This window comes from Enterobacter sp. HMSC16D10, assembly GCF_001807145.1.
Taxonomy (GTDB): domain Bacteria; phylum Pseudomonadota; class Gammaproteobacteria; order Enterobacterales; family Enterobacteriaceae; genus Enterobacter; species Enterobacter roggenkampii.
Window position 1 is genome coordinate 192,093 of record NZ_KV787817.1, and the last position, 18,727, is coordinate 210,819.

Below are 18,727 nucleotides of genomic sequence, written 5' to 3' on the forward strand. Positions count from 1 at the left end.
GCCCGGTGGCGGCTTCGCCTTACCGGGCCTACAAAGACGATGTTACCCCGTCTTTTTCAACTGCGTCACCACCAGCTGGTGGCGCGCGTTGTAGAACTTCCGATAGGTCAGGTAGCAGGCAATGATGGTCGACAGGCTTGCCGTGGAAAGCAGCATAAACGTCACCATGATCTGATACTTAATCGCTTTTACCGGATCGATACCGGCAAAAATCAGCCCCGACATCATGCCCGGCAGGCTCACCAGCCCCACCGTTTTGGCGGAATCTACCGTAGGGATCAGCGATGAGCGAATGCTCTCGCGAATCAGCCGCGCCGAGGCCACTTTTGGCGTTGCCCCCAGGCTTAGTTTCTCCTGCAGCTGCTGCTGTTCGCTGCTGAAACGCTGGCCGAGGTTGTTATAACAGAGCCCAACGGCCACCATCGCGTTCCCCGCGATCATCCCCGAGATAGGGATGACCTGCATCGGCGTAAACTCAATCGAGCCGGAGAGCACCAGCACCGCCAGCGTGAGCGCCGTTCCGGTGGTAATCGCAATAAACGATGAGACAAACGCCTTATCAATGTATTTACTGCGCTTTTGTGCATTCCACGCCGCGTTAAAGCAGATAAAGAGCACCATCAGCAGCGTCAGCACCGCGTGGTTAACGTTGAAAATATACTTCAGCACATAGCCGACGATGATGAGCTGAATCACCGCGCGGCAGATACTCCACACGATATCTTTTTCCAGCCCCAGCTTTTCCCGGTAGCTGACCACAATCGCAATCAGCACCAGCACCATCGAAAAGGCCAGCGATTCGTTCGTAATGTTATGCTCACCCACGGTTTGCCTCCTGCATTTTCCCGCCGTGCGGCTGGAGCGTAATTACGTCATCCGCATGGGTTATTTCGTTAGCGTCGTGCGTCACCCACAGCACGGCAATGTTCTGCTCCCGGGCGTAACGATGAATAATCTCGTTAACGTTGCGCTTGTTGACGTCATCGAGCGCGCTGGTAATTTCGTCCAGCAACAACACCTTCGGTAAAAACTGCAGGTTGCGGATCAGCGAGACCCGCTGCTTTTCGCCGCCCGACAGCGCGTTGATGGATTTGCTCAGCGTCTCCTGCGCCAGACCAAAGCGGGCCAGATCGTGGATAAACTTTTCCGGCTCCGGCGTTTTATTGCGGATTTGCCACGGAAAAATCAGGTTGTCATAGACCGTATCGCCAAAAAGCACGGGCGTTTGCACGCAGTACGAGACCTGCTGGCGATAGCTTTCCGGGGAAAGCGAGGCGATATTTTCGCCTTCAAACAGAATGGCGCCCTCCGTCGGGCTGAGGAGTGACGCCACAATCTTCAGCAGCGTGCTTTTCCCACAGCCTGAGGGACCCGTGATTAATTTAAACTCGCCCGGCGACAGGCTAAACCCGACGTGCTGCAGGATCGTGTTTTCCCCGACTCGAAATCCGACATCCCTGAGCAGTAATACGTTTTTTTTATCGTTCATTGCGCTTCCGTTGACCGCTTTTTGTCATAACCGTCTGTAGCATAATCCTTTCGCCCGCGCAGCGCGAATAGCCTCACGCTGAAGCAAGTGTTAAGCTTTTTGTTTGTCAATTGTCACCACCATCACTACAGGAAGTATGCAGCATGGCACATATTTTTTATGAGTTTCCCTCCCTGAAGCCTGGTGTTCCTGATGTCGAAACATTAATGGACGTCATCAAATCGTCGGAACGCACGCGTTTTGTGATGGGTGAAGAGGTGGTCGATTTTGTTAAGAAGGCGCTCATCGTGAACACCACGATCGGCAGCTTCAAAAATTGCTATTTTGCCTTCGACAACGGGACACACTTCCTTGAATTTGACGGTAAAGGCAAATCAAAACGCTTCAATGAGGTGCCGGACTGGTTCGTCTCTCCGGCGGAATTTTCGCGCACCCAGTGGCTTATCAACCACAATCTTGCGGATGTGAAAGCCACACAGTTCATTGACGTCCTGATGTCCTACCCGCTGAAAGCGCGCCGCGCGCACTGCAATTTGTTATTCGGGCTGGAGCTGGAAAAAGTCAACGCGGTTCCGGCCACGGCGTCAGCGGCAGGTAAAATCGGCAATAAAAACGGTAAAACCCCCAAGCCCCGCGTCACCGATCTGGGATCGTTCGAGCTGTTCAGCCAGTTCTTTGCGCGCATGAAAACCGCCGTGCAGGCCGATGAGTTCCCTACTCTGCAGATCCTGACGGGCATGGATAACCTGGCAAAAGCGCCGCATAATTTAAAGCAGGGCATCAGAACCTGGTTTAAAGCCATCGCGGGCGACCTTCCACCGAATAACAAACGCGTTGAGGCGGGGAATGCCGTTCTGTTCTGCGCCCCCCTTCGCGAACAGATCCAGCGTATCGAAGCGCTGGGGCTGGAGCATTACTACCAGGGATTATCCAAAGCCATTGCCGAAGCGGGTGATGGCTTCATCTCTGACTTTACCTATACTTACGAGCAATAAACACACACTTTCACTCATCACGGCATGCAAAACAGGAGGTTTTTATGCTTATCGTTGTTCCCGTCCTTATTTTCGTTGCGCTGGTTATCGTGGGCGCTGGCGTCAAAATTGTCCCTCAGGGTTATCAGTGGACCGTCGAGCGTTTCGGCCGTTACACCAACACGCTCCAGCCCGGCTTAAGCCTGATTGTCCCGTTCATGGACAGAATCGGCCGCAAGATCAACATGATGGAGCAGGTTCTGGACATTCCGTCCCAGGAAGTGATCTCCAAGGATAACGCCAACGTCACCATCGACGCCGTCTGTTTTATTCAGGTGATTGATGCGCCAAAAGCGGCCTATGAGGTCAGCAACCTGGAGCTGGCGATCGTCAACCTGACGATGACCAACATCCGTACCGTACTCGGCTCGATGGAGCTGGACGAGATGCTTTCCCAGCGCGACAGCATCAACACCCGCCTGCTGCACATTGTCGATGAGGCCACCAACCCGTGGGGGATCAAAGTTACCCGCATCGAGATCCGCGACGTGCGCCCGCCGGCGGAGCTGATTGCCTCCATGAACGCCCAGATGAAAGCCGAGCGAACCAAGCGCGCCTACATTCTGGAAGCCGAAGGGGTACGCCAGGCGGAGATCCTCAAAGCGGAAGGGGAAAAACAGTCGCAGATCCTGAAAGCGGAAGGTGACCGTCAGTCCGCGTTCTTACAGGCGGAAGCGCGTGAACGTTCCGCCGAAGCGGAAGCCCGCGCGACCCAGATGGTGTCCGAGGCAATTGCCGCCGGTGATATTCAGGCCGTGAACTACTTCGTTGCGCAAAAATATACCGACGCGCTGAAAGAGATCGGCTCGGCGAACAACAGCAAAGTGGTGATGATGCCGCTGGATGCCAGCAGCCTGATGGGCTCTATCGCGGGGATCGCCGAACTGATCAAGGACAGCGGAAACGAGCGTAAAAAATGATTGAGCTCATCGTTGCACATCCTCATGCCTTCTGGCTAAGTCTCGGTGGCTTATTGCTGGCAGCGGAAATGCTGGGCGGCAACGGCTACCTGCTCTGGAGCGGTGTGGCCGCCGTCATTACCGGTCTTCTGGTCTGGATCCTTCCCCTGGACTGGGCGTGGCAGGGGGCGCTGTTTGCCGCGCTGACGCTGGTGGCCGCCTGGCTGTGGTGGCGCTGGCTTAACCGGCGGGTTAACGAGCAGAAACCGGTGGACGCCCACCTTAACCAGCGCGGACAGCAGATTGTCGGCAAGCGTTTTACCCTCGACACCGCGCTGGTGAACGGACGCGGACATATGCGCGTAGGCGACAGCTCGTGGCCGGTGGTGGCCGACGATGACCTCAGCGCCGGCACGCGGGTTGAAGTCATTGCGGTGGAAGGCATTACCCTGCGGGTAAAAGCCTGTTAAGCGTGGGTTTTGCGGTGGCAGCAGCCGGCAAGATTATCAATAATCGGGCAGTCGGCGCTGTCATCCCCCGGACAGGAGTCCGCGAGCTGCAGCAGCTGTTCGCGCATCGCCTGCAGTTCGACGATGTGGCGTTCAATTTCGGCCACCTTTTCCAGGGTGCGTTTTTTCACGTCCGCGCTGTGACGCTTAGGATCGTTGAACAGGTTAACCAGCTCGCCGCACTCTTCCAGATTAAACCCGACCTGTCTTGCCTGGCGCAGCAGCGTCAGCTCATCGAGATGCAGCTGCGTGTAGCTGCGGTAGCCATTTTCACTGCGCAGCGGCGGCGTTACCAGCCCCTTCTCTTCATAAAAGCGGATCGCTTTGCTGGTTAAGCCGGTTTTTTTTGCCACGTCACTGATATTCACATTTCCCCCTTGACCTTCCCCTTGATGGAAGGTTTAACCTTCATAACAGTTAGCGAAAAGCGTTACTCTGGTCAACAACTGACCAATATATTATACGGGAGTTTTGTTATGTCTCACACTATCGACCTGACGCTGGACGGCCTCTCCTGCGGCCACTGCGTCAAACGCGTTAAAGAAAGCCTGGAACAGCGTCCTGACGTTGAAAGCGCTGAAGTGACTATCGACCATGCCGCCGTGACCGGCAGCGCCAGCGCGGACGCGCTGATTGATACCATCAAACAGGCCGGTTACGGGGCGGAGTTAAGCCACCCAAAGGCTAAACCGCTGGCAGAGTCATCATCCCCGTCGGAAGCACTGACAGCGGCCACTCCTGAGCTTCCGGCAGCTGATGATATTGATGACAGCCAACAGCTGCTGATCAACGGCATGAGCTGCGCCAGCTGCGTCTCCCGGGTACAAAACGCCCTGCAGGCGGTCCCGGGCGTCGCGCAGGCACGGGTGAATCTTGCGGAGCGTACTGCGCTGGTGATGGGCAGCGCCTCCGCCGCAGAGTTAGTGCAGGCCGTTGAAAAAGCGGGCTACGGCGCGGAGGCCATCGAAGATGATGCCGAACGCCGCGAGCGCCAGCAGGAAACGGCTATCGCCGCCATGAAGCGCTTCCGCTGGCAGGCCATCGTTGCCCTGCTGGTGGGTATTCCGGTGATGGTGTGGGGCATGATGGGTGACAACATGATGGTCACCGACGACAACCGCACGCTGTGGCTGGTGATTGGTCTGATTACCCTTGCGGTGATGGTGTTTGCAGGCGGGCATTTCTATACCAGCGCCTGGAAGAGCCTGAAAAACCGCACCGCGACGATGGATACCCTGGTCGCCCTCGGGACCGGCGCGGCGTGGCTCTATTCCATGAGCGTGAACGTCTGGCCCCAGTGGTTCCCGATGGAAGCGCGGCATCTCTATTATGAAGCGAGCGCAATGATTATCGGCCTGATCAACTTAGGCCATATGCTGGAAGCCCGCGCCCGTCAGCGTTCCTCGAAAGCGCTGGAAAGATTGCTTGATTTAACCCCGCCGACGGCCCGCGTGGTCACGGACGAGGGGGAAAAGAGCGTTCCATTGGCCGAGGTTCAGCCCGGCATGACGCTCCGTCTGACCACCGGAGACCGCGTTCCCGTTGACGGTAAGATAACCCAGGGCGAAGCCTGGCTGGATGAAGCGATGCTGACCGGGGAGCCTATTCCCCAGCAGAAATCCGACGGCGACGCCGTGCATGCCGGTACGGTCGTGCAGGACGGCAGCGTGCTGTTCACCGCCAGCGCCGTCGGCAGCCACACGACGCTGTCGCGTATTATCCGCATGGTGCGCCAGGCGCAGAGCAGCAAGCCGGAGATTGGCCAGCTTGCTGACAAAATCTCGGCCATTTTTGTGCCGGTGGTGGTCGGCATTGCCCTGCTAAGCGCGGCGATCTGGTACTTCTTCGGCCCCGCGCCGCAGATTGTGTATACCCTGGTGATCGCCACCACGGTGCTGATCATCGCCTGTCCTTGCGCCCTTGGCCTGGCGACGCCGATGTCGATTATCTCCGGCGTAGGGCGCGCGGCCGAATTTGGCGTACTGGTGCGGGACGCGGACGCGCTGCAGCGGGCCAGTACCCTGGACACGCTGGTGTTTGATAAAACCGGCACGCTGACGGAAGGTAAACCGCAGGTGGTCGCCGTCACGACCGCAGGCATTGCCGAAGCGGACGCGCTGCGTCTCGCCGCCGCGCTGGAGCAAGGCTCAAGCCATCCGCTGGCGCGCGCTATTCTCGATAAAGCCAATGCGTCTGCCCTGCCGCAGGTGAGCAACTTCCGCACCCTGCGCGGGCTCGGCGTGAGCGGTGAGGCAGAAGGCCATGCGCTGCTGCTGGGCAACCAGGCGTTGCTCAATGAAAACGGTATTGATACCGCCGCGCTGGAAAACGAGCTGAAGGCGCAGGCGTCTCAGGGCGCTACCCCGGTTCTGCTGGCGGTGGACGGCAAAGCCGCCGCGCTGCTGGCCGTGCGCGATCCGCTTCGCCAGGACAGCGTGGACGCCTTACAGCGCCTGCACCGTGCGGGCTACCGTCTGGTGATGCTGACCGGGGATAACCCGACCACCGCCAACGCCATCGCGAAAGAAGCCGGTATTGATGAGGTGATTGCGGGCGTACTGCCGGACGGCAAAGCGGACGCCATTAAAAACCTGCAACGCCAGGGCCGTCAGGTGGCAATGGTCGGCGACGGCATCAACGATGCCCCGGCGCTGGCCCAGGCGGATGTGGGGATCGCGATGGGCGGCGGCAGCGACGTGGCCATCGAAACCGCCGCCATCACGCTGATGCGCCACAGCCTGATGGGCGTGGCCGATGCGCTGGCCATTTCGAAAGCCACGCTGCGCAACATGAAGCAGAACCTGCTGGGGGCGTTCGTCTATAACACCCTCGGGATCCCAATCGCGGCCGGTATTTTGTGGCCGCTGACCGGTATGCTGCTGAACCCGGTGGTCGCGGGCGCGGCGATGGCGCTCTCCTCCATCACCGTGGTCAGCAACGCCAACCGGCTGTTGCGGTTTAAACCGAAGGATTGAACCTTGTACCCGTACGCGCTAGCATGAACCTTTCCGTTTATGGAGCGCGTATGGGTCTGTTTCATCGTATAAAAACATCGTTTCGCGCCCTTTTCCCTCGCCGTTACGCCTGGCCCGGTCTGGATATCTCGCTTCCCGGCGGGCAACACCTGCACCTGGTCGGCAGTATCCATATGGGCACGCAGGGTATGTCACCTCTGCCGCCCGGTCTGATAAAGCGCCTGAAGCGCGCCGACGCGCTGGTCGTCGAGGCAGACATCTCGGGCCATGAGTCACCGTTTGCCGGGCTTGAAAGCGATCTCCCGCTGGCGGAACGTCTGAATGAGGCCCAGCTCGCGGAGCTGACGCGCGTCGCCGAGGAAACCGGCGTATCGCTCTCCATGATTGACACCCTGCCGCTGTGGCAAATCGCAATGGTATTACAGGCCACGCAGGCCCAGCGTCTGGGGCTGCGGGGTGATTACGGCATTGATTACCAGCTGCTGAACGTGGCGCGGGCGCGCCGTATGCCTATCATCGAACTGGAAGGTACGGACAGCCAGATTGCGCTCCTGCGAGAGCTTCCCGACGACGGTCTGATGCTGCTGGATGATACCCTCACCCACTGGCACACCAACGCACGCCTGCTGCAGACCATGATTGGCTGGTGGCTGGATGCACCGCCCGCGGACGGCAGGCTGGCGCTACCGTCGACGTTCAGTGAATCGCTGTATGATGTGCTGATGAATGCGCGTAACAAAGCCTGGCGAGAGACGCTGCATGCTCTGCCAGCGGGGGAATACGTGGTGGCGGTTGGGGCGTTACATTTATACGGCGAAGGGAATTTGCCGTCGTTGCTGAAATAAAAAAATGGCCAATATCTCTATTGGCCCGTCAAAGAGGAATTTCATCGTTTTTATTATACCGAAGTGACCTTCGGCTGAGCCGATTGTCGCTCAAAGTGACCATCACTGCCAACACTATTGCGCAAGATGGTGCTATTTTTTAGACAAACGTCAGGCGTATGCTGGCTGCATGAATTGTCTGTCGTAAGAAGGATAGCTATGACTCCCGCCGTTAAATTGCTCGAAAAAAACAACATTTCTTTCCGGATCCACACCTACGATCACGATCCGAATGAAACCAACTTTGGTGATGAAGTGGTGCGCAAGCTGGGGCTGAACGCGGACCAGGTCTATAAAACGCTGCTGGTGGCGGTGAATGGCGATATGAAGCACCTCGCCGTGGCGGTGACTCCCGTGGCGGGACAGCTGGATCTTAAGAAGGTCGCTAAAGCGCTGGGGGCGAAGAAGGTGGATATGGCGGATCCGATGGTGGCGCAGCGCACCACGGGCTACCTGGTGGGCGGCATCAGCCCGCTCGGGCAGAAAAAACGCCTGCCGACGCTGATCGATGCCCCTTCACAGGAATTTGAGACCATCTATATTTCCGGCGGCAAGCGCGGGCTGGATATTGAGCTGGCCGCGGGCGACCTGGCGAAAATGCTGGATGCGAAGTTTGCGGATATTGCGCGCAGGGAGTAAAAAAAGCCGGGTGGCGGCTACGCCTTACCCGGCCTACATTTTGCACCCGTAGGCCCGGTAAGCGCAGCGCCACCGGGCAACCCAGCCGCACTACTGCCAGCTCACCTCGCCTTTCGGCTCATACGCATTCACGTCAATCGGCGAATTCTGCTCGATATACTGCTTCAGCACTTCTGCATCGATAAAGCCGGTGTTCACGTAGCCCGGTTTATTATCAATATGCGGATAGCCGTCGCCGCCGGTGGCGTTAAAGCTTAACGTCGCCAGACGGTAGGTTTTCGCCGGGTCAACCGGTTCGCCTTTGATCTTCAGGTCGTTAAGCTTGCCGTCTTTCGCTACGAAGCTCACGTTGGCAAACTGCGGATAGGCCCCGGAATCCGGCTTCATCTGCGCCACGGCGGTCAGGTAGTCAATGACCTCTTTCCCGCTCATGTCGGCATAAACCACCACGTTGCCGAACGGCTGCACCTTCAGAACGTCTTTATAGGTGATGTTTCCACCTTCGATGGAATCACGAATGCCGCCGCCGCTCATCACGCCAAAATCAGCCCCGGTGCGCGCCATTTGCGCCGCCAGCACCAGGTGGCCCATGTTGGTCTGCACGAAGCGAACTTTGCTGCGGTCCCCCTCCAGACGTCCGTTCAGCGTGCCGATTTTCACATCCAGCTGCGCCTTGCCTTTGTTCTGGAACGGCGTCAGCAGGGAGAGCATCTGCTGGTTTTCTGGAATCTCTGGGGTGTAAAGTACGCGCTCGCTTTTCCCGTCCGGGTAAGTGACTTTCTTCTTCAGGTTGACCGGAATGAGCTGATAGTGCACCAGCTTCATCTCGCCGTTACGGAACTCGAAGTCCGCCCGGCCTACGTATTTGCCCCACTCGTGCGCCTGCACAATCCAGATACCGTTCTGACGGTCTGGCGCACACGGCGTGCCCGGCACGTAGTCCACCTGCTTTTTATTCTCGGATGCCATGCAGACCGGATCCTGTGAGTGACCACCCACAATCATCGCCAGCGAGCCCGCCGGCAGGCTGCGCGCCATCTCCACGTCGCCCGGCGCATTGGAGCCGTGCTCACCGTTGTCGTAGTGCCCCATGTGCGTGGTGGCAATAATCACGTCCGGCTTTTCGTTTTGCTGCAGCTCCTGAATCACCAGCTTCGCTTCGTCTGCCGGTTTGCGGAATTCGATATCGGTGAAGAACTCAGGGTTGCCAATTTTCGCCGTGTCGTCGGTGGTTAAGCCGATGACCGCGATCTTCAGATCCTGACGCTTAAACAGCGCCCACGGCTTGAACAGGCGTTCGCCGGTGCTTTTCTGGTAAATGTTGGCGGAGAGGAACGGGAATTTGGCCCATTTCTCCTGCTGACGCAGGACGCTCAGCGGATTATCAAACTCATGGTTACCGACGGCCATCGCGTCGTAGCCAATCAGGTTCATGCCGCGAAAGTCGGGCTCGGCGTCCTGCAAATCGGATTCCGGCACGCCGGTATTGATATCGCCGCCTGAGAGCAACAGCACGCTGCCACCCTGGGCTGCCACCTCTTTACGAATGCCGTCCACCAGCGTTTTTTGCGCCGACAGGCCATATTCGCCGTATTCACTGCGCCAGAAATGACCGTGGTGATCGTTGGTATGCAGAATGGTGATTTTATAGGTTTTGTCTTTTTCATACGCCTGCACGGGCAGGCTTACCAGCCCCCACGCCGCGATGAGCGCCAGCGCGACGCCCCGCTTCATTAACTTCATCTTCTCTCTCCCTGACCAATAGACAAAGGCAGAAATTACAGTGACTAATAAGAATAGACAAATAAGTTTTCAGAATTGCGACTTTCTTCAAATGTCCCGGGCGGGTATGTTAGTCGGATAATAATTACACCCTGCATCGCTAATAACTCAAGACGTGGTAATTCTCTCTATGGCAATCAGTGACTCAACCCAGCCCGTTCCGGGTGCGCCGACGTCGCGCACCTCCTTTAAAGTCTTAGGCGCAATCAGTCTCTCGCACCTGCTCAACGACATGATCCAGTCGTTGATTCTGGCTATTTATCCGCTGCTGCAGTCCGAGTTTTCACTCACCTTCGTGCAGATTGGGATGATCACCCTGACCTTCCAGCTGGCTTCCTCGCTGCTGCAGCCGGTGGTGGGCTACTGGACGGATAAATATCCTATGCCGTGGTCGCTGCCCATCGGCATGTGCTTTACCCTAAGCGGGCTGGTGCTGCTGGCCATTGCCGGAAGTTTTGAAGCCGTGCTGATTGCCGCCGCGCTGGTAGGCACCGGCTCGTCCGTTTTCCATCCGGAGTCTTCCCGCGTGGCGCGTATGGCGTCCGGCGGTCGTCATGGCCTGGCGCAGTCCCTGTTCCAGGTAGGCGGTAACTTTGGCAGTTCCCTCGGCCCGCTGTTGGCCGCGGTTATTATTGCCCCTTACGGTAAAGGCAACGTGGCGTGGTTTGTGCTGGCCGCGCTGCTGGCGATTATCGTGCTGGCGCAGATTAGCCGCTGGTATGCCGCTCAGCATCGGGTGAATAAAGGAAAACCTAAAGCGAAGGTTATCAACCCCCTGCCGCGCAATAAGGTTATCCTCGCGGTTGCCGTCCTGCTGGTGCTGATTTTCTCGAAATACTTCTATATGGCGAGCATCAGCAGCTATTACACCTTTTATCTGATGCAAAAATTCGGATTATCGGTACAAAACGCGCAGATCCACCTGTTTGCCTTCCTGTTCGCGGTGGCCGCAGGGACGGTAATTGGCGGGCCGGTGGGCGATAAGATTGGCCGTAAATATGTCATTTGGGGCTCTATCCTCGGCGTAGCGCCTTTTACCCTCATTTTGCCGTACGCCAGCCTTGAATGGACGGGGATTTTGACCGTGATTATTGGTTTTATTCTCGCCTCCGCGTTTTCCGCCATTCTGGTTTATGCCCAGGAGCTGCTGCCCGGACGTATCGGTATGGTTTCCGGACTGTTTTTCGGTTTCGCCTTCGGCATGGGCGGGCTGGGTGCAGCGGTGTTAGGGATGGTTGCGGATCACACCAGCATCTACCTGGTTTATAAAATCTGCGCTTTCCTGCCACTTCTTGGCATGTTGACCATATTCCTGCCTGATAACCGCCATAAAGCGTGAATTACGGGTAGCTAAACTTATGCTTTAGCTACCTGATACCCTTATACCATAAGGGTTTCCTCTTCATCCCCGCGCTGAATTTATCAAAATGCGCTTTTTTACGTGCATATTGCTGTTTTATTCAAACTTCAACAATTATTCATAAACATAAGGGTAAAAATTGTCATAAACTATTACCTGGTTTTTTGGTATTCACGCCAAAAATGGAACACTCACCACGAAAGGAGACGGAATGCACCACGCCACACCGCTTATCACCACCATTGTTGGTGGACTTGTGCTCGCTTTTATTCTCGGCATGATTGCCAATAAGCTGCGTATTTCTCCTCTTGTCGGCTATCTGCTGGCAGGTGTGCTGGCGGGACCGTTTACGCCAGGTTTTGTTGCGGATACCAAACTGGCCCCTGAGCTGGCGGAATTGGGCGTGATTCTGCTGATGTTCGGCGTCGGCCTGCACTTCTCCCTGAAGGATTTGATGGCGGTAAAGTCGATTGCCATACCGGGAGCGATCGCCCAGATAGGGGTGGCGACGCTGCTTGGGATGGCGCTTTCGGCCGTGCTGGGCTGGTCGCTGATGACCGGCATCGTATTTGGGCTGTGTCTCTCAACCGCCAGTACCGTGGTGCTGCTGCGCGCGCTTGAGGAGAGACAGCTGATAGACAGCCAGCGCGGGCAGATCGCGATAGGCTGGCTGATTGTGGAAGATCTGGTGATGGTTCTGACGCTGGTGCTGCTGCCCGCCGTCGCCGGCATGATGGAAAAAGACAATATCGGCTTCGCCTCGCTGGCGCTGGATATGAGCATCACCATCGGGAAGGTGGTGGCGTTTATCGCCATCATGATGCTGGTGGGTCGCCGTCTGGTGCCGTGGATCATGTCCCGCAGTGCGGCGACCGGATCCCGCGAGCTGTTTACCCTCTCCGTGCTGGCGCTGGCGCTCGGTATCGCCTTTGGCGCAGTTGAGCTGTTTGACGTCTCCTTCGCGCTGGGCGCGTTCTTTGCCGGGATGGTGCTGAACGAATCCGAGCTGAGCCACCGCGCCGCACACGACACCCTGCCGCTGCGCGACGCCTTTGCCGTGCTGTTCTTCGTCTCCGTCGGGATGCTGTTTGACCCGCTTATTCTGATCCAGCAGCCGCTGGCCGTGCTGGGCACGCTGGCGATCATTATCTTTGGTAAGTCGCTCGCCGCCTTCTTCCTGGTGCGGATGTTCGGCCACTCTCCGCGGACGGCGCTGACCATTGCCGCCAGCCTGGCGCAGATTGGTGAATTCGCCTTTATTCTGGCCGGTCTGGGCATGGCCCTGAACCTGCTGCCGCAGGCCGGACAAAACCTGGTGCTGGCGGGGGCGATCCTGTCAATTATGCTGAACCCGGTGCTGTTTGCCCTGCTGGAAAAATACCTCGATAAAACCGAAACGCTGGAAGAGCAGACGCTGGAAGAGGCCATCGAAGAAGAGAAGCAGATCCCGGTCGATATTTGCAATCACGCCCTGCTGGTCGGCTTTGGCCGCGTCGGCAGCCTGCTTGGCGAGAAGCTGATGGCGCAGGGCATTCCGCTGGTGGTAATTGAAACGTCACGCACCCGCGTTGACGAGCTGCGCGAGCGCGGTATTCGTGCGGTGCTGGGCAATGCGGCGAACGAAGAGATCATGGAGCTGGCGCATCTGGACTGCGCCCGCTGGCTGCTGCTGACCATTCCCAACGGCTATGAGGCGGGTGAGATTGTCGCCTCCGCGCGCGCGAAGTGTCCAAACATTGAGATTATCGCCCGGGCGCACTACGACGACGAGGTGGATTACATTACCGAGCGCGGTGCGGATAAGGTGGTGATGGGCGAGCGCGAGATTGCGAATACGATGCTGACGCTGCTGGAAAAACCGCCGGTTGAAGAGGCGGTGACGGGGTAAGTTTTGTGCGGCCTGATGCCCTCACCCTGGCCCTCTCCCACAGGGAGAGGGAACAAACACTAAAAACGGCAACCACAGGTTGCCGTTTTGCTTTTACCTGTCCCAATAAGCCTCTTCGAGGCTGTCTTCCCGTTCCGGCAGGCCACGCGTTAAGCGCGGGGAGTGCTGGTTCAGCACCTGATAGCTTACGCGGTTGGCGTACTTGCATACCTGCGCCAGCGACGAATAGGTCAGCCAGCTGAACTTGTGCTTGCTGGAATTTGGCACGTTGGTTTTGTGGTAGGCGTTAGCGGTGATGTCGTGCAGCAGCGCGGCCAGCGCGCCGTCGCCCGCGCCGTTGGTGTTCATGATCTTCTCCGGCCCGCCCATGTAAGGGGCGATGTGCGAGTAGATACGCAGCGGATTAACACAGTCTTTAAAACGCATGCCGCGGCTGAACTCGTACTGGTTGAACTCGGCAATCGCGCCGGGCAGCAGCGGGTGCTGGGTTTTGCGTTTGCTCTCTTCTTCGGTGAAGCCCGCCATATACAGCCCAACCGGACCCGCGGTGCAGAGTACCAGATCCACCCAGTCCAGCGCTTTGTCAGACGCCAGCAGCGGATCGCTTTCACCGGTCAGCGCTTCGGCCTCTTCTTCGTTCATCGCCAGAATCGAGACGTGCTCCTTCAGGAACGCCTGCCACCATTCCGGGTTATCGGCAATCACGAATTTGGTGCCCAGCGTTAACACCACCGGCACATCGTACTTTTTGGCGTACTCAATCGCCTTCATGGTCGCTTCCGGCATCGGCTCGCCCGGCTTGCAGCGCACCAGGTAGGAGGTCAGCACCAGCGCCGAGGCTCCCGCGATCACCTCTTCGGGAATGCTGTCCGCGCGCAGCTTGTTCATGTGGCCCGGGCTGATGGCAAAGGTACGCTCGCCGGATTCACCGATCAGCGTAAAGCAGCGGCCAATCGGGCCGTCGACGCCCTGGAGATAGTTCAGATCGGTACGGCTGGAGGTGTTGCACAGGTAGCGATAGGCGTAGCCACCGATTTCAATGTTGCTGCACATTACGCCGAGCAGGACAGAGCGGTCGTCCGCCAGCACGGAGTAGTTGTGCATGGTGTTGCCGATGGTGCCACCGGCGAACTGATGGGTAATCAGGTTTTCGCGCACCAGCTCCTGGTACAGCGCTTCGGCAACGTCGTCCTCAATGACCAGCGAGTGACCGGCGCTCAGACCGTAACGGGCGACAAACGCATCATCCACTTTCGCTTCAATGTCCACCAGCGTCTGGTCGATACCGACGACCCACGCCGCGCTAGTTTCATTTTCTGGCTGGATTTGCTGCAGGAGCGGATCGCGGGCATCCACGGGGAAGTAGTGTTTGGATTTGCGTTTACCGGGAAATTTCATGGTCTGAACTGTACGAAGAATATGGGCCGGGAATGGTAGCACAAACCCGGCCCGGAGTGCGATCAGCGACCGTTCGTTACCAGCGAGACCATCATGTCGATATGCTCAGGGGAGTCGTTAAGCGCCGGAATGTACTCGTACTTTTCGCCGCCAGCCTCCAGGAAAAATTCCCGGTTTTGCACCGCGATCTCCTCCAGCGTCTCCAGACAGTCTGCCGAGAAGCCCGGCGACATCACCTGAATATGCTTCACGCCCTTCTCGCCGAGCATTTTGAGGGTTTCATCGGTGTACGGCGTCAGCCACGGCTCGCGGCCGAAGCGCGACTGGAAGGTCATCATCACCTTCTCCGGCGGCAGGCCGAGGGCGGAAACCAGCTCGCGGGTGGTATCGCGGCAGCGCTGCGGGTAATCATCCCCTTCATTGGCGAAACGCTGCGGGATGCCGTGATAGGAGAGCAGCAGCAGATCCGGCTCGCCGTGTTTTTCAAACGACGCGCGCGCGCTGTTGGCGAGCGCCTTGATGTACAGCTCGTTATCCGCGTAGTCGCGAATAAAGGTCACGCCCGGAATGCGGCGGCGGGTCGCCAGAATGCGCGCCAGCTCGTCCCAGACGGCGGCCACCGTCGAGCAGGAGTACTGCGGGTAGAGCGCCAGCACGACGATATGGTCCACGCCCTGCGCCAGCAGCGAGTCCACCGCGCTTTCCAGTGACGGTTTGCCGTAGCTCATGCCGAGCGCGACGGGCATCTCCGGCAGGCGGGCGGCCAGCGCCTTCTCCTGACGACGACTGTAGACCATCAGCGGCGAGCCCTCTTCCATCCAGACGGACTGATAGAGTTTGGCGACGCGCGGAGAACGGATCGGCAGAATGACGCCACGCAGCAGCGGCCACCACAGCAGTCGCGGAAAATCCACGACGCGCGTGTCGCTTAAAAATTGTCGCAGGTAGCGTTTTACCGCGTCTGATGTAGGTGCTTCTGGAGTGCCCAGATTGGCAAGCAGGATGCCGGTTTTCGCCTGACTCATTCACGCCTCTTAACCATTTGAATGGTTGTCAATTGTAGCGGAAATGCGTTTAAACGAAACCCATTGCTGTAATAGGTAAGATGAGAATTTTTCTCACCCGGTGGCCCGGGTGAGAGAGATGCAATTAGCCGAGGATTTTTTCCAGCTCAGCACGCACGTCAGCCACGGCTTTGGTGCCGTCAACTTTGGCGTATTTGGTGTTACCCGCCTGCGCTTCTTTGGTGTAGTAGCCGATCAGCGGCGCAGTCATCTGATGGTATTCCACCAGGCGCTTGCGCACGGTCTCTTCCTGATCGTCTTTACGGGTGGTCAGCTCTTCGCCGGTCACGTCGTCTTTGCCTTCAACCTTAGGTGGGTTGAATTTGATGTGGTAAACGCGGCCAGAGGCAGCGTGTACGCGACGGCCAACGATGCGGTCAACGATCAGCTCGTCCGGTACGTCGAACTCCAGAACGTAGTCCACGTTGATGCCCGCTTCCTTCATGGCGTCAGCCTGAGGAATGGTGCGTGGGAAGCCGTCCAGCAGGAAACCGTTACGGCAGTCTTCCTGAGCAATGCGCTCTTTGACCAGAGCAATGACCAGCTCGTCGGTCACCAGCTTGCCTGCGTCCATGATGTCTTTCGCCTGTTTACCCAGCTCGGAGCCAGATTTAACAGCGGCGCGCAGCATATCACCGGTGGAGATTTGCGGAATACCGTATTTCTCCATGATGAACTGAGCCTGAGTTCCTTTACCCGCGCCCGGAGCGCCAAGCAGAATAATACGCATTGCGAAAATCCCCTCAAAAGTCGTTTCAATTTTTCAAAAGCGCTAAACAATACCACCAGAACGGGCATCGCTCAAGGAAGGCAGGAAGGCTGAAACGGTTAATGGGGGGAGATAATTTGGGATAGTGCGGTCTGGTGCCCTCACCCTGGCCCTCTCCCTCGGGGAGAGGGAGAAGACCAGGAGAGGCGTGGTCAATTACGCCAACAGCAGCGCATTCACACGTTTAATGAAGAGGTTAGGATCTTCCAGCGTGCCTCGCTCGGCCAGCAGGGACTGATCCAGCAGGAGTTCAACCCACTCGGCAAAGCGGGCGTCGTCCTGGGTATCCGCCGCGCGTTTCACCAGCGGATGATCCGGATTAAGCTCAAAGATATATTTCACTTCCGGCACTGCCTGGCCCGCCGCGGCGAACAGCTTCGCCATCTGGGTGCTCATTTCGTCGGCATCGGTGGTGACAATGGCCGGAGTGTCGGTCAGACGATGCGTGAAGCGCACCTCTTTCACGCGGTCGCCCAGCAGGGTTTTCACGCGCTCAATGAACGGCTCCAGCGCCTTCTCGGCTTCTTTCGCATTTTCATCCACTTCATCTGCCAGCTTGTCGATGGACTCATCGGCTTTGGCAACGGACTGGAACGCCTTACCGTCGAACTCGGTCAGGTAGTTCATCATCCACTCGTCGATGCGGTCGGAAAGCAGCAGCACTTCGATGCCTTTCTTACGCAGCAGCTCCAGGTGCGGGCTGCTCTTCGCCGCGGCGTAGCTGTCGGCGGTGATGTAGTAGATCTTCTCCTGCCCTTCTTTCATGCGGGAGATGTACTCTTCCAGCGACACGGTCTGCGCGGAGGAGTCGGTGTGCGTAGAAGCAAAGCGCAGCAGTTTGGCGATGGTTTCAACGTTCGCCATGTCTTCAGCCGGGCCTTCTTTCAGCACCAGACCGAACTGTTTCCAGAAGGTCTGGTATTTTTCCGCATCGTCTTTCGCCAGTTTTTCCAGCATCTGCAGCGCACGTTTGGTCAGGGCGTTGCGCAGGTTACGGGTGACGGTGCTGTCCTGCAGAATTTCGCGGGAGACGTTCAGCGGCAGATCGTTGGAATCGATCAGGCCGCGCACAAAGCGCAGATAGTTCGGCATGAACTGCTCGGCGTCGTCCATGATGAACACGCGCTGCACGTACAGCTTCAGGCCGTGCTTGTGATCGCGGTTCCACATGTCCCACGGCGCCTGCGCCGGGATGTACAGCAGGCTGGTGTACTCCTGCTTACCTTCCACACGGTTGTGGCTCCAGGTCAGCGGGTCGGTAAAGTCGTGGGCGATGTGCTTGTAGAATTCGTTGTACTCGTCGTCTTTAATCTCAGACTTGTTGCGCGTCCACAGCGCCTGCGCCTTGTTGATTTTCTCCCAGGAAACCACGGTTTCACCGTCTTTCTCTTCCTGTTTTTCAATCTCTACCGGCAGCGCGATGTGATCGGAGTACTTGCTGATGATGGAGCGCACGCGCCAGTCGTTCAGGAAATCATCTTCCCCTTCACGCAGGTGCAGGGTGATTTCGGTGCCGCGGTCCGCTTTGGTGATGTCATCAACGGTGTATTCGCCTTCCCCTTTGGATTCCCACAGCACGCCGTTCTCGGCGCTGTCGCCCGCCGCACGGGTGCGCACGGTGACTTTGTCCGCCACGATGAACGCCGAGTAGAAACCGACGCCGAACTGGCCGATCAGCTGGCTGTCTTTCGCCTGGTCAGAGCCCATGGACTCCAGGAACGCCTTGGTGCCGGATTTCGCGATGGTCCCGAGGTGGTCGATCACCTCGTCGCGGTTCATCCCGATGCCATTATCGGCGATGGTCAGGGTGCGGTTCTCTTTATTAAACGAGACGCGTACGCGCAGATCGCCGTCGCCTTCGTACAGATCCGGGTTAGACAGCGCGCGGAAGCGCAGCTTGTCCGCCGCATCCGAGGCGTTGGAAATCAGCTCACGCAGGAAAATTTCTTTGTTGGAATACAGGGAATGGATCATCAGGTGCAGAAGCTGTTTTACTTCTGACTGGAAACCACGGGTTTCTTGTCCTTTCATCTAAGT

General features: G+C 57.6%; 16 protein-coding genes. 8 read left to right on the plus strand and 8 right to left on the minus strand.

Going from position 1 to position 18,727, the window contains the following annotated elements:
- Positions 1-42 precede the first annotated feature (42 nt).
- Together fetB and fetA are read right to left on the minus strand one after the other, a co-directional pair.
- The gene (gene fetB / locus HMPREF3143_RS01110) at positions 43-825 is read right to left on the minus strand and encodes an iron efflux ABC transporter permease subunit FetB (RefSeq protein WP_023293126.1); all 783 of its coding nucleotides are present in this window, start codon (positions 823-825) and stop codon (positions 43-45) included.
- Complete coding sequence (gene fetA / locus HMPREF3143_RS01115; RefSeq protein ID WP_070531458.1) at positions 818-1,489, minus strand: iron efflux ABC transporter ATP-binding subunit FetA; 672 nt, start codon at positions 1,487-1,489, stop codon at positions 818-820. Before fetA ends, fetB begins: the two co-directional genes overlap by 8 nt.
- A gap of 143 nt (positions 1,490-1,632) precedes the next feature.
- On the opposite strand from fetA, the gene HMPREF3143_RS01120 reads away from it, so the two are divergent.
- Genes HMPREF3143_RS01120 through HMPREF3143_RS01130 form a run of 3 tightly spaced genes read left to right on the plus strand, consistent with a single transcriptional unit; the run spans position 1,633 to position 3,892 of the window.
- Positions 1,633-2,484 (plus strand): hypothetical protein, encoded by an 852-nt coding sequence (locus HMPREF3143_RS01120; RefSeq protein WP_070531461.1) that lies wholly within the window; start codon positions 1,633-1,635, stop codon positions 2,482-2,484.
- A 44-nt stretch (positions 2,485-2,528) separates the two neighbouring features.
- Complete coding sequence (locus tag HMPREF3143_RS01125) at positions 2,529-3,443, plus strand: SPFH domain-containing protein (protein ID WP_008499312.1); 915 nt, start codon at positions 2,529-2,531, stop codon at positions 3,441-3,443.
- A complete protein-coding gene (locus HMPREF3143_RS01130; protein WP_008499311.1) occupies positions 3,440-3,892 on the plus strand; it encodes an NfeD family protein in 453 nt (150 codons plus the stop codon). Before HMPREF3143_RS01125 ends, HMPREF3143_RS01130 begins: the two co-directional genes overlap by 4 nt.
- Here HMPREF3143_RS01130 and cueR read toward each other — a convergent pair.
- Positions 3,889-4,299, minus strand: a complete 411-nt coding sequence (gene cueR, locus HMPREF3143_RS01135; protein WP_021241620.1) for a Cu(I)-responsive transcriptional regulator — start codon at positions 4,297-4,299, stop codon at positions 3,889-3,891. The two genes, HMPREF3143_RS01130 and cueR, sit on opposite strands and share 4 nt — an antisense overlap.
- 108 nt (positions 4,300-4,407) lie before the next feature.
- Here cueR and copA point away from each other — a divergent pair, with 108 nt between their 5' ends.
- From copA to ybaK, 3 genes are all read left to right on the plus strand, one after another.
- A complete protein-coding gene (gene copA, locus HMPREF3143_RS01140; RefSeq protein ID WP_070531463.1) occupies positions 4,408-6,906 on the plus strand; it encodes a copper-exporting P-type ATPase CopA in 2,499 nt (832 codons plus the stop codon).
- Between the two features lie 50 nt (positions 6,907-6,956).
- The gene (locus HMPREF3143_RS01145) at positions 6,957-7,751 is read left to right on the plus strand and encodes a TraB/GumN family protein (protein WP_023293131.1); all 795 of its coding nucleotides are present in this window, start codon (positions 6,957-6,959) and stop codon (positions 7,749-7,751) included.
- A 198-nt stretch (positions 7,752-7,949) separates the two neighbouring features.
- A complete protein-coding gene (ybaK, locus tag HMPREF3143_RS01150) occupies positions 7,950-8,429 on the plus strand; it encodes a Cys-tRNA(Pro)/Cys-tRNA(Cys) deacylase YbaK (protein ID WP_008499307.1) in 480 nt (159 codons plus the stop codon).
- A gap of 90 nt (positions 8,430-8,519) precedes the next feature.
- Here the strand turns inward: ybaK and ushA are convergent, their stop codons facing one another.
- Positions 8,520-10,172: a bifunctional UDP-sugar hydrolase/5'-nucleotidase UshA gene (ushA, locus tag HMPREF3143_RS01155; protein WP_023326816.1), complete on the minus strand. Its 1,653-nt coding sequence runs from the start codon at positions 10,170-10,172 to the stop codon at positions 8,520-8,522.
- A gap of 169 nt (positions 10,173-10,341) precedes the next feature.
- Here ushA and HMPREF3143_RS01160 point away from each other — a divergent pair, with 169 nt between their 5' ends.
- Entirely contained in the window at positions 10,342-11,550 is a 1,209-nt protein-coding gene (locus tag HMPREF3143_RS01160) for an MFS transporter (protein ID WP_070531467.1), read from the plus strand.
- A 232-nt stretch (positions 11,551-11,782) separates the two neighbouring features.
- Entirely contained in the window at positions 11,783-13,459 is a 1,677-nt protein-coding gene (gene ybaL, locus HMPREF3143_RS01165) for a YbaL family putative K(+) efflux transporter (protein WP_008499303.1), read from the plus strand.
- Between the two features lie 93 nt (positions 13,460-13,552).
- Here ybaL and HMPREF3143_RS01170 read toward each other — a convergent pair whose 3' ends face one another.
- The 4 genes from HMPREF3143_RS01170 to htpG all read right to left on the minus strand — a co-directional run bounded on the left by HMPREF3143_RS01170 (position 13,553) and on the right by htpG (position 18,721).
- Positions 13,553-14,857, minus strand: coding sequence for an inosine/guanosine kinase (locus HMPREF3143_RS01170; RefSeq protein ID WP_021241626.1), 1,305 nt, complete (start codon positions 14,855-14,857; stop codon positions 13,553-13,555).
- 62 nt (positions 14,858-14,919) lie between these two features.
- Positions 14,920-15,882, minus strand: a complete 963-nt coding sequence (hemH, locus tag HMPREF3143_RS01175; protein WP_023343508.1) for a ferrochelatase — start codon at positions 15,880-15,882, stop codon at positions 14,920-14,922.
- A gap of 124 nt (positions 15,883-16,006) precedes the next feature.
- Positions 16,007-16,651, minus strand: coding sequence for an adenylate kinase (adk, locus tag HMPREF3143_RS01180; protein WP_006809841.1), 645 nt, complete (start codon positions 16,649-16,651; stop codon positions 16,007-16,009).
- 195 nt (positions 16,652-16,846) lie between these two features.
- Positions 16,847-18,721 carry a molecular chaperone HtpG gene (gene htpG, locus HMPREF3143_RS01185; RefSeq protein ID WP_046091591.1) on the minus strand — a complete coding sequence of 625 codons (1,875 nt, stop codon included), beginning with the start codon at positions 18,719-18,721 and terminating at the stop codon, positions 16,847-16,849.
- Positions 18,722-18,727 lie beyond the last annotated feature (6 nt).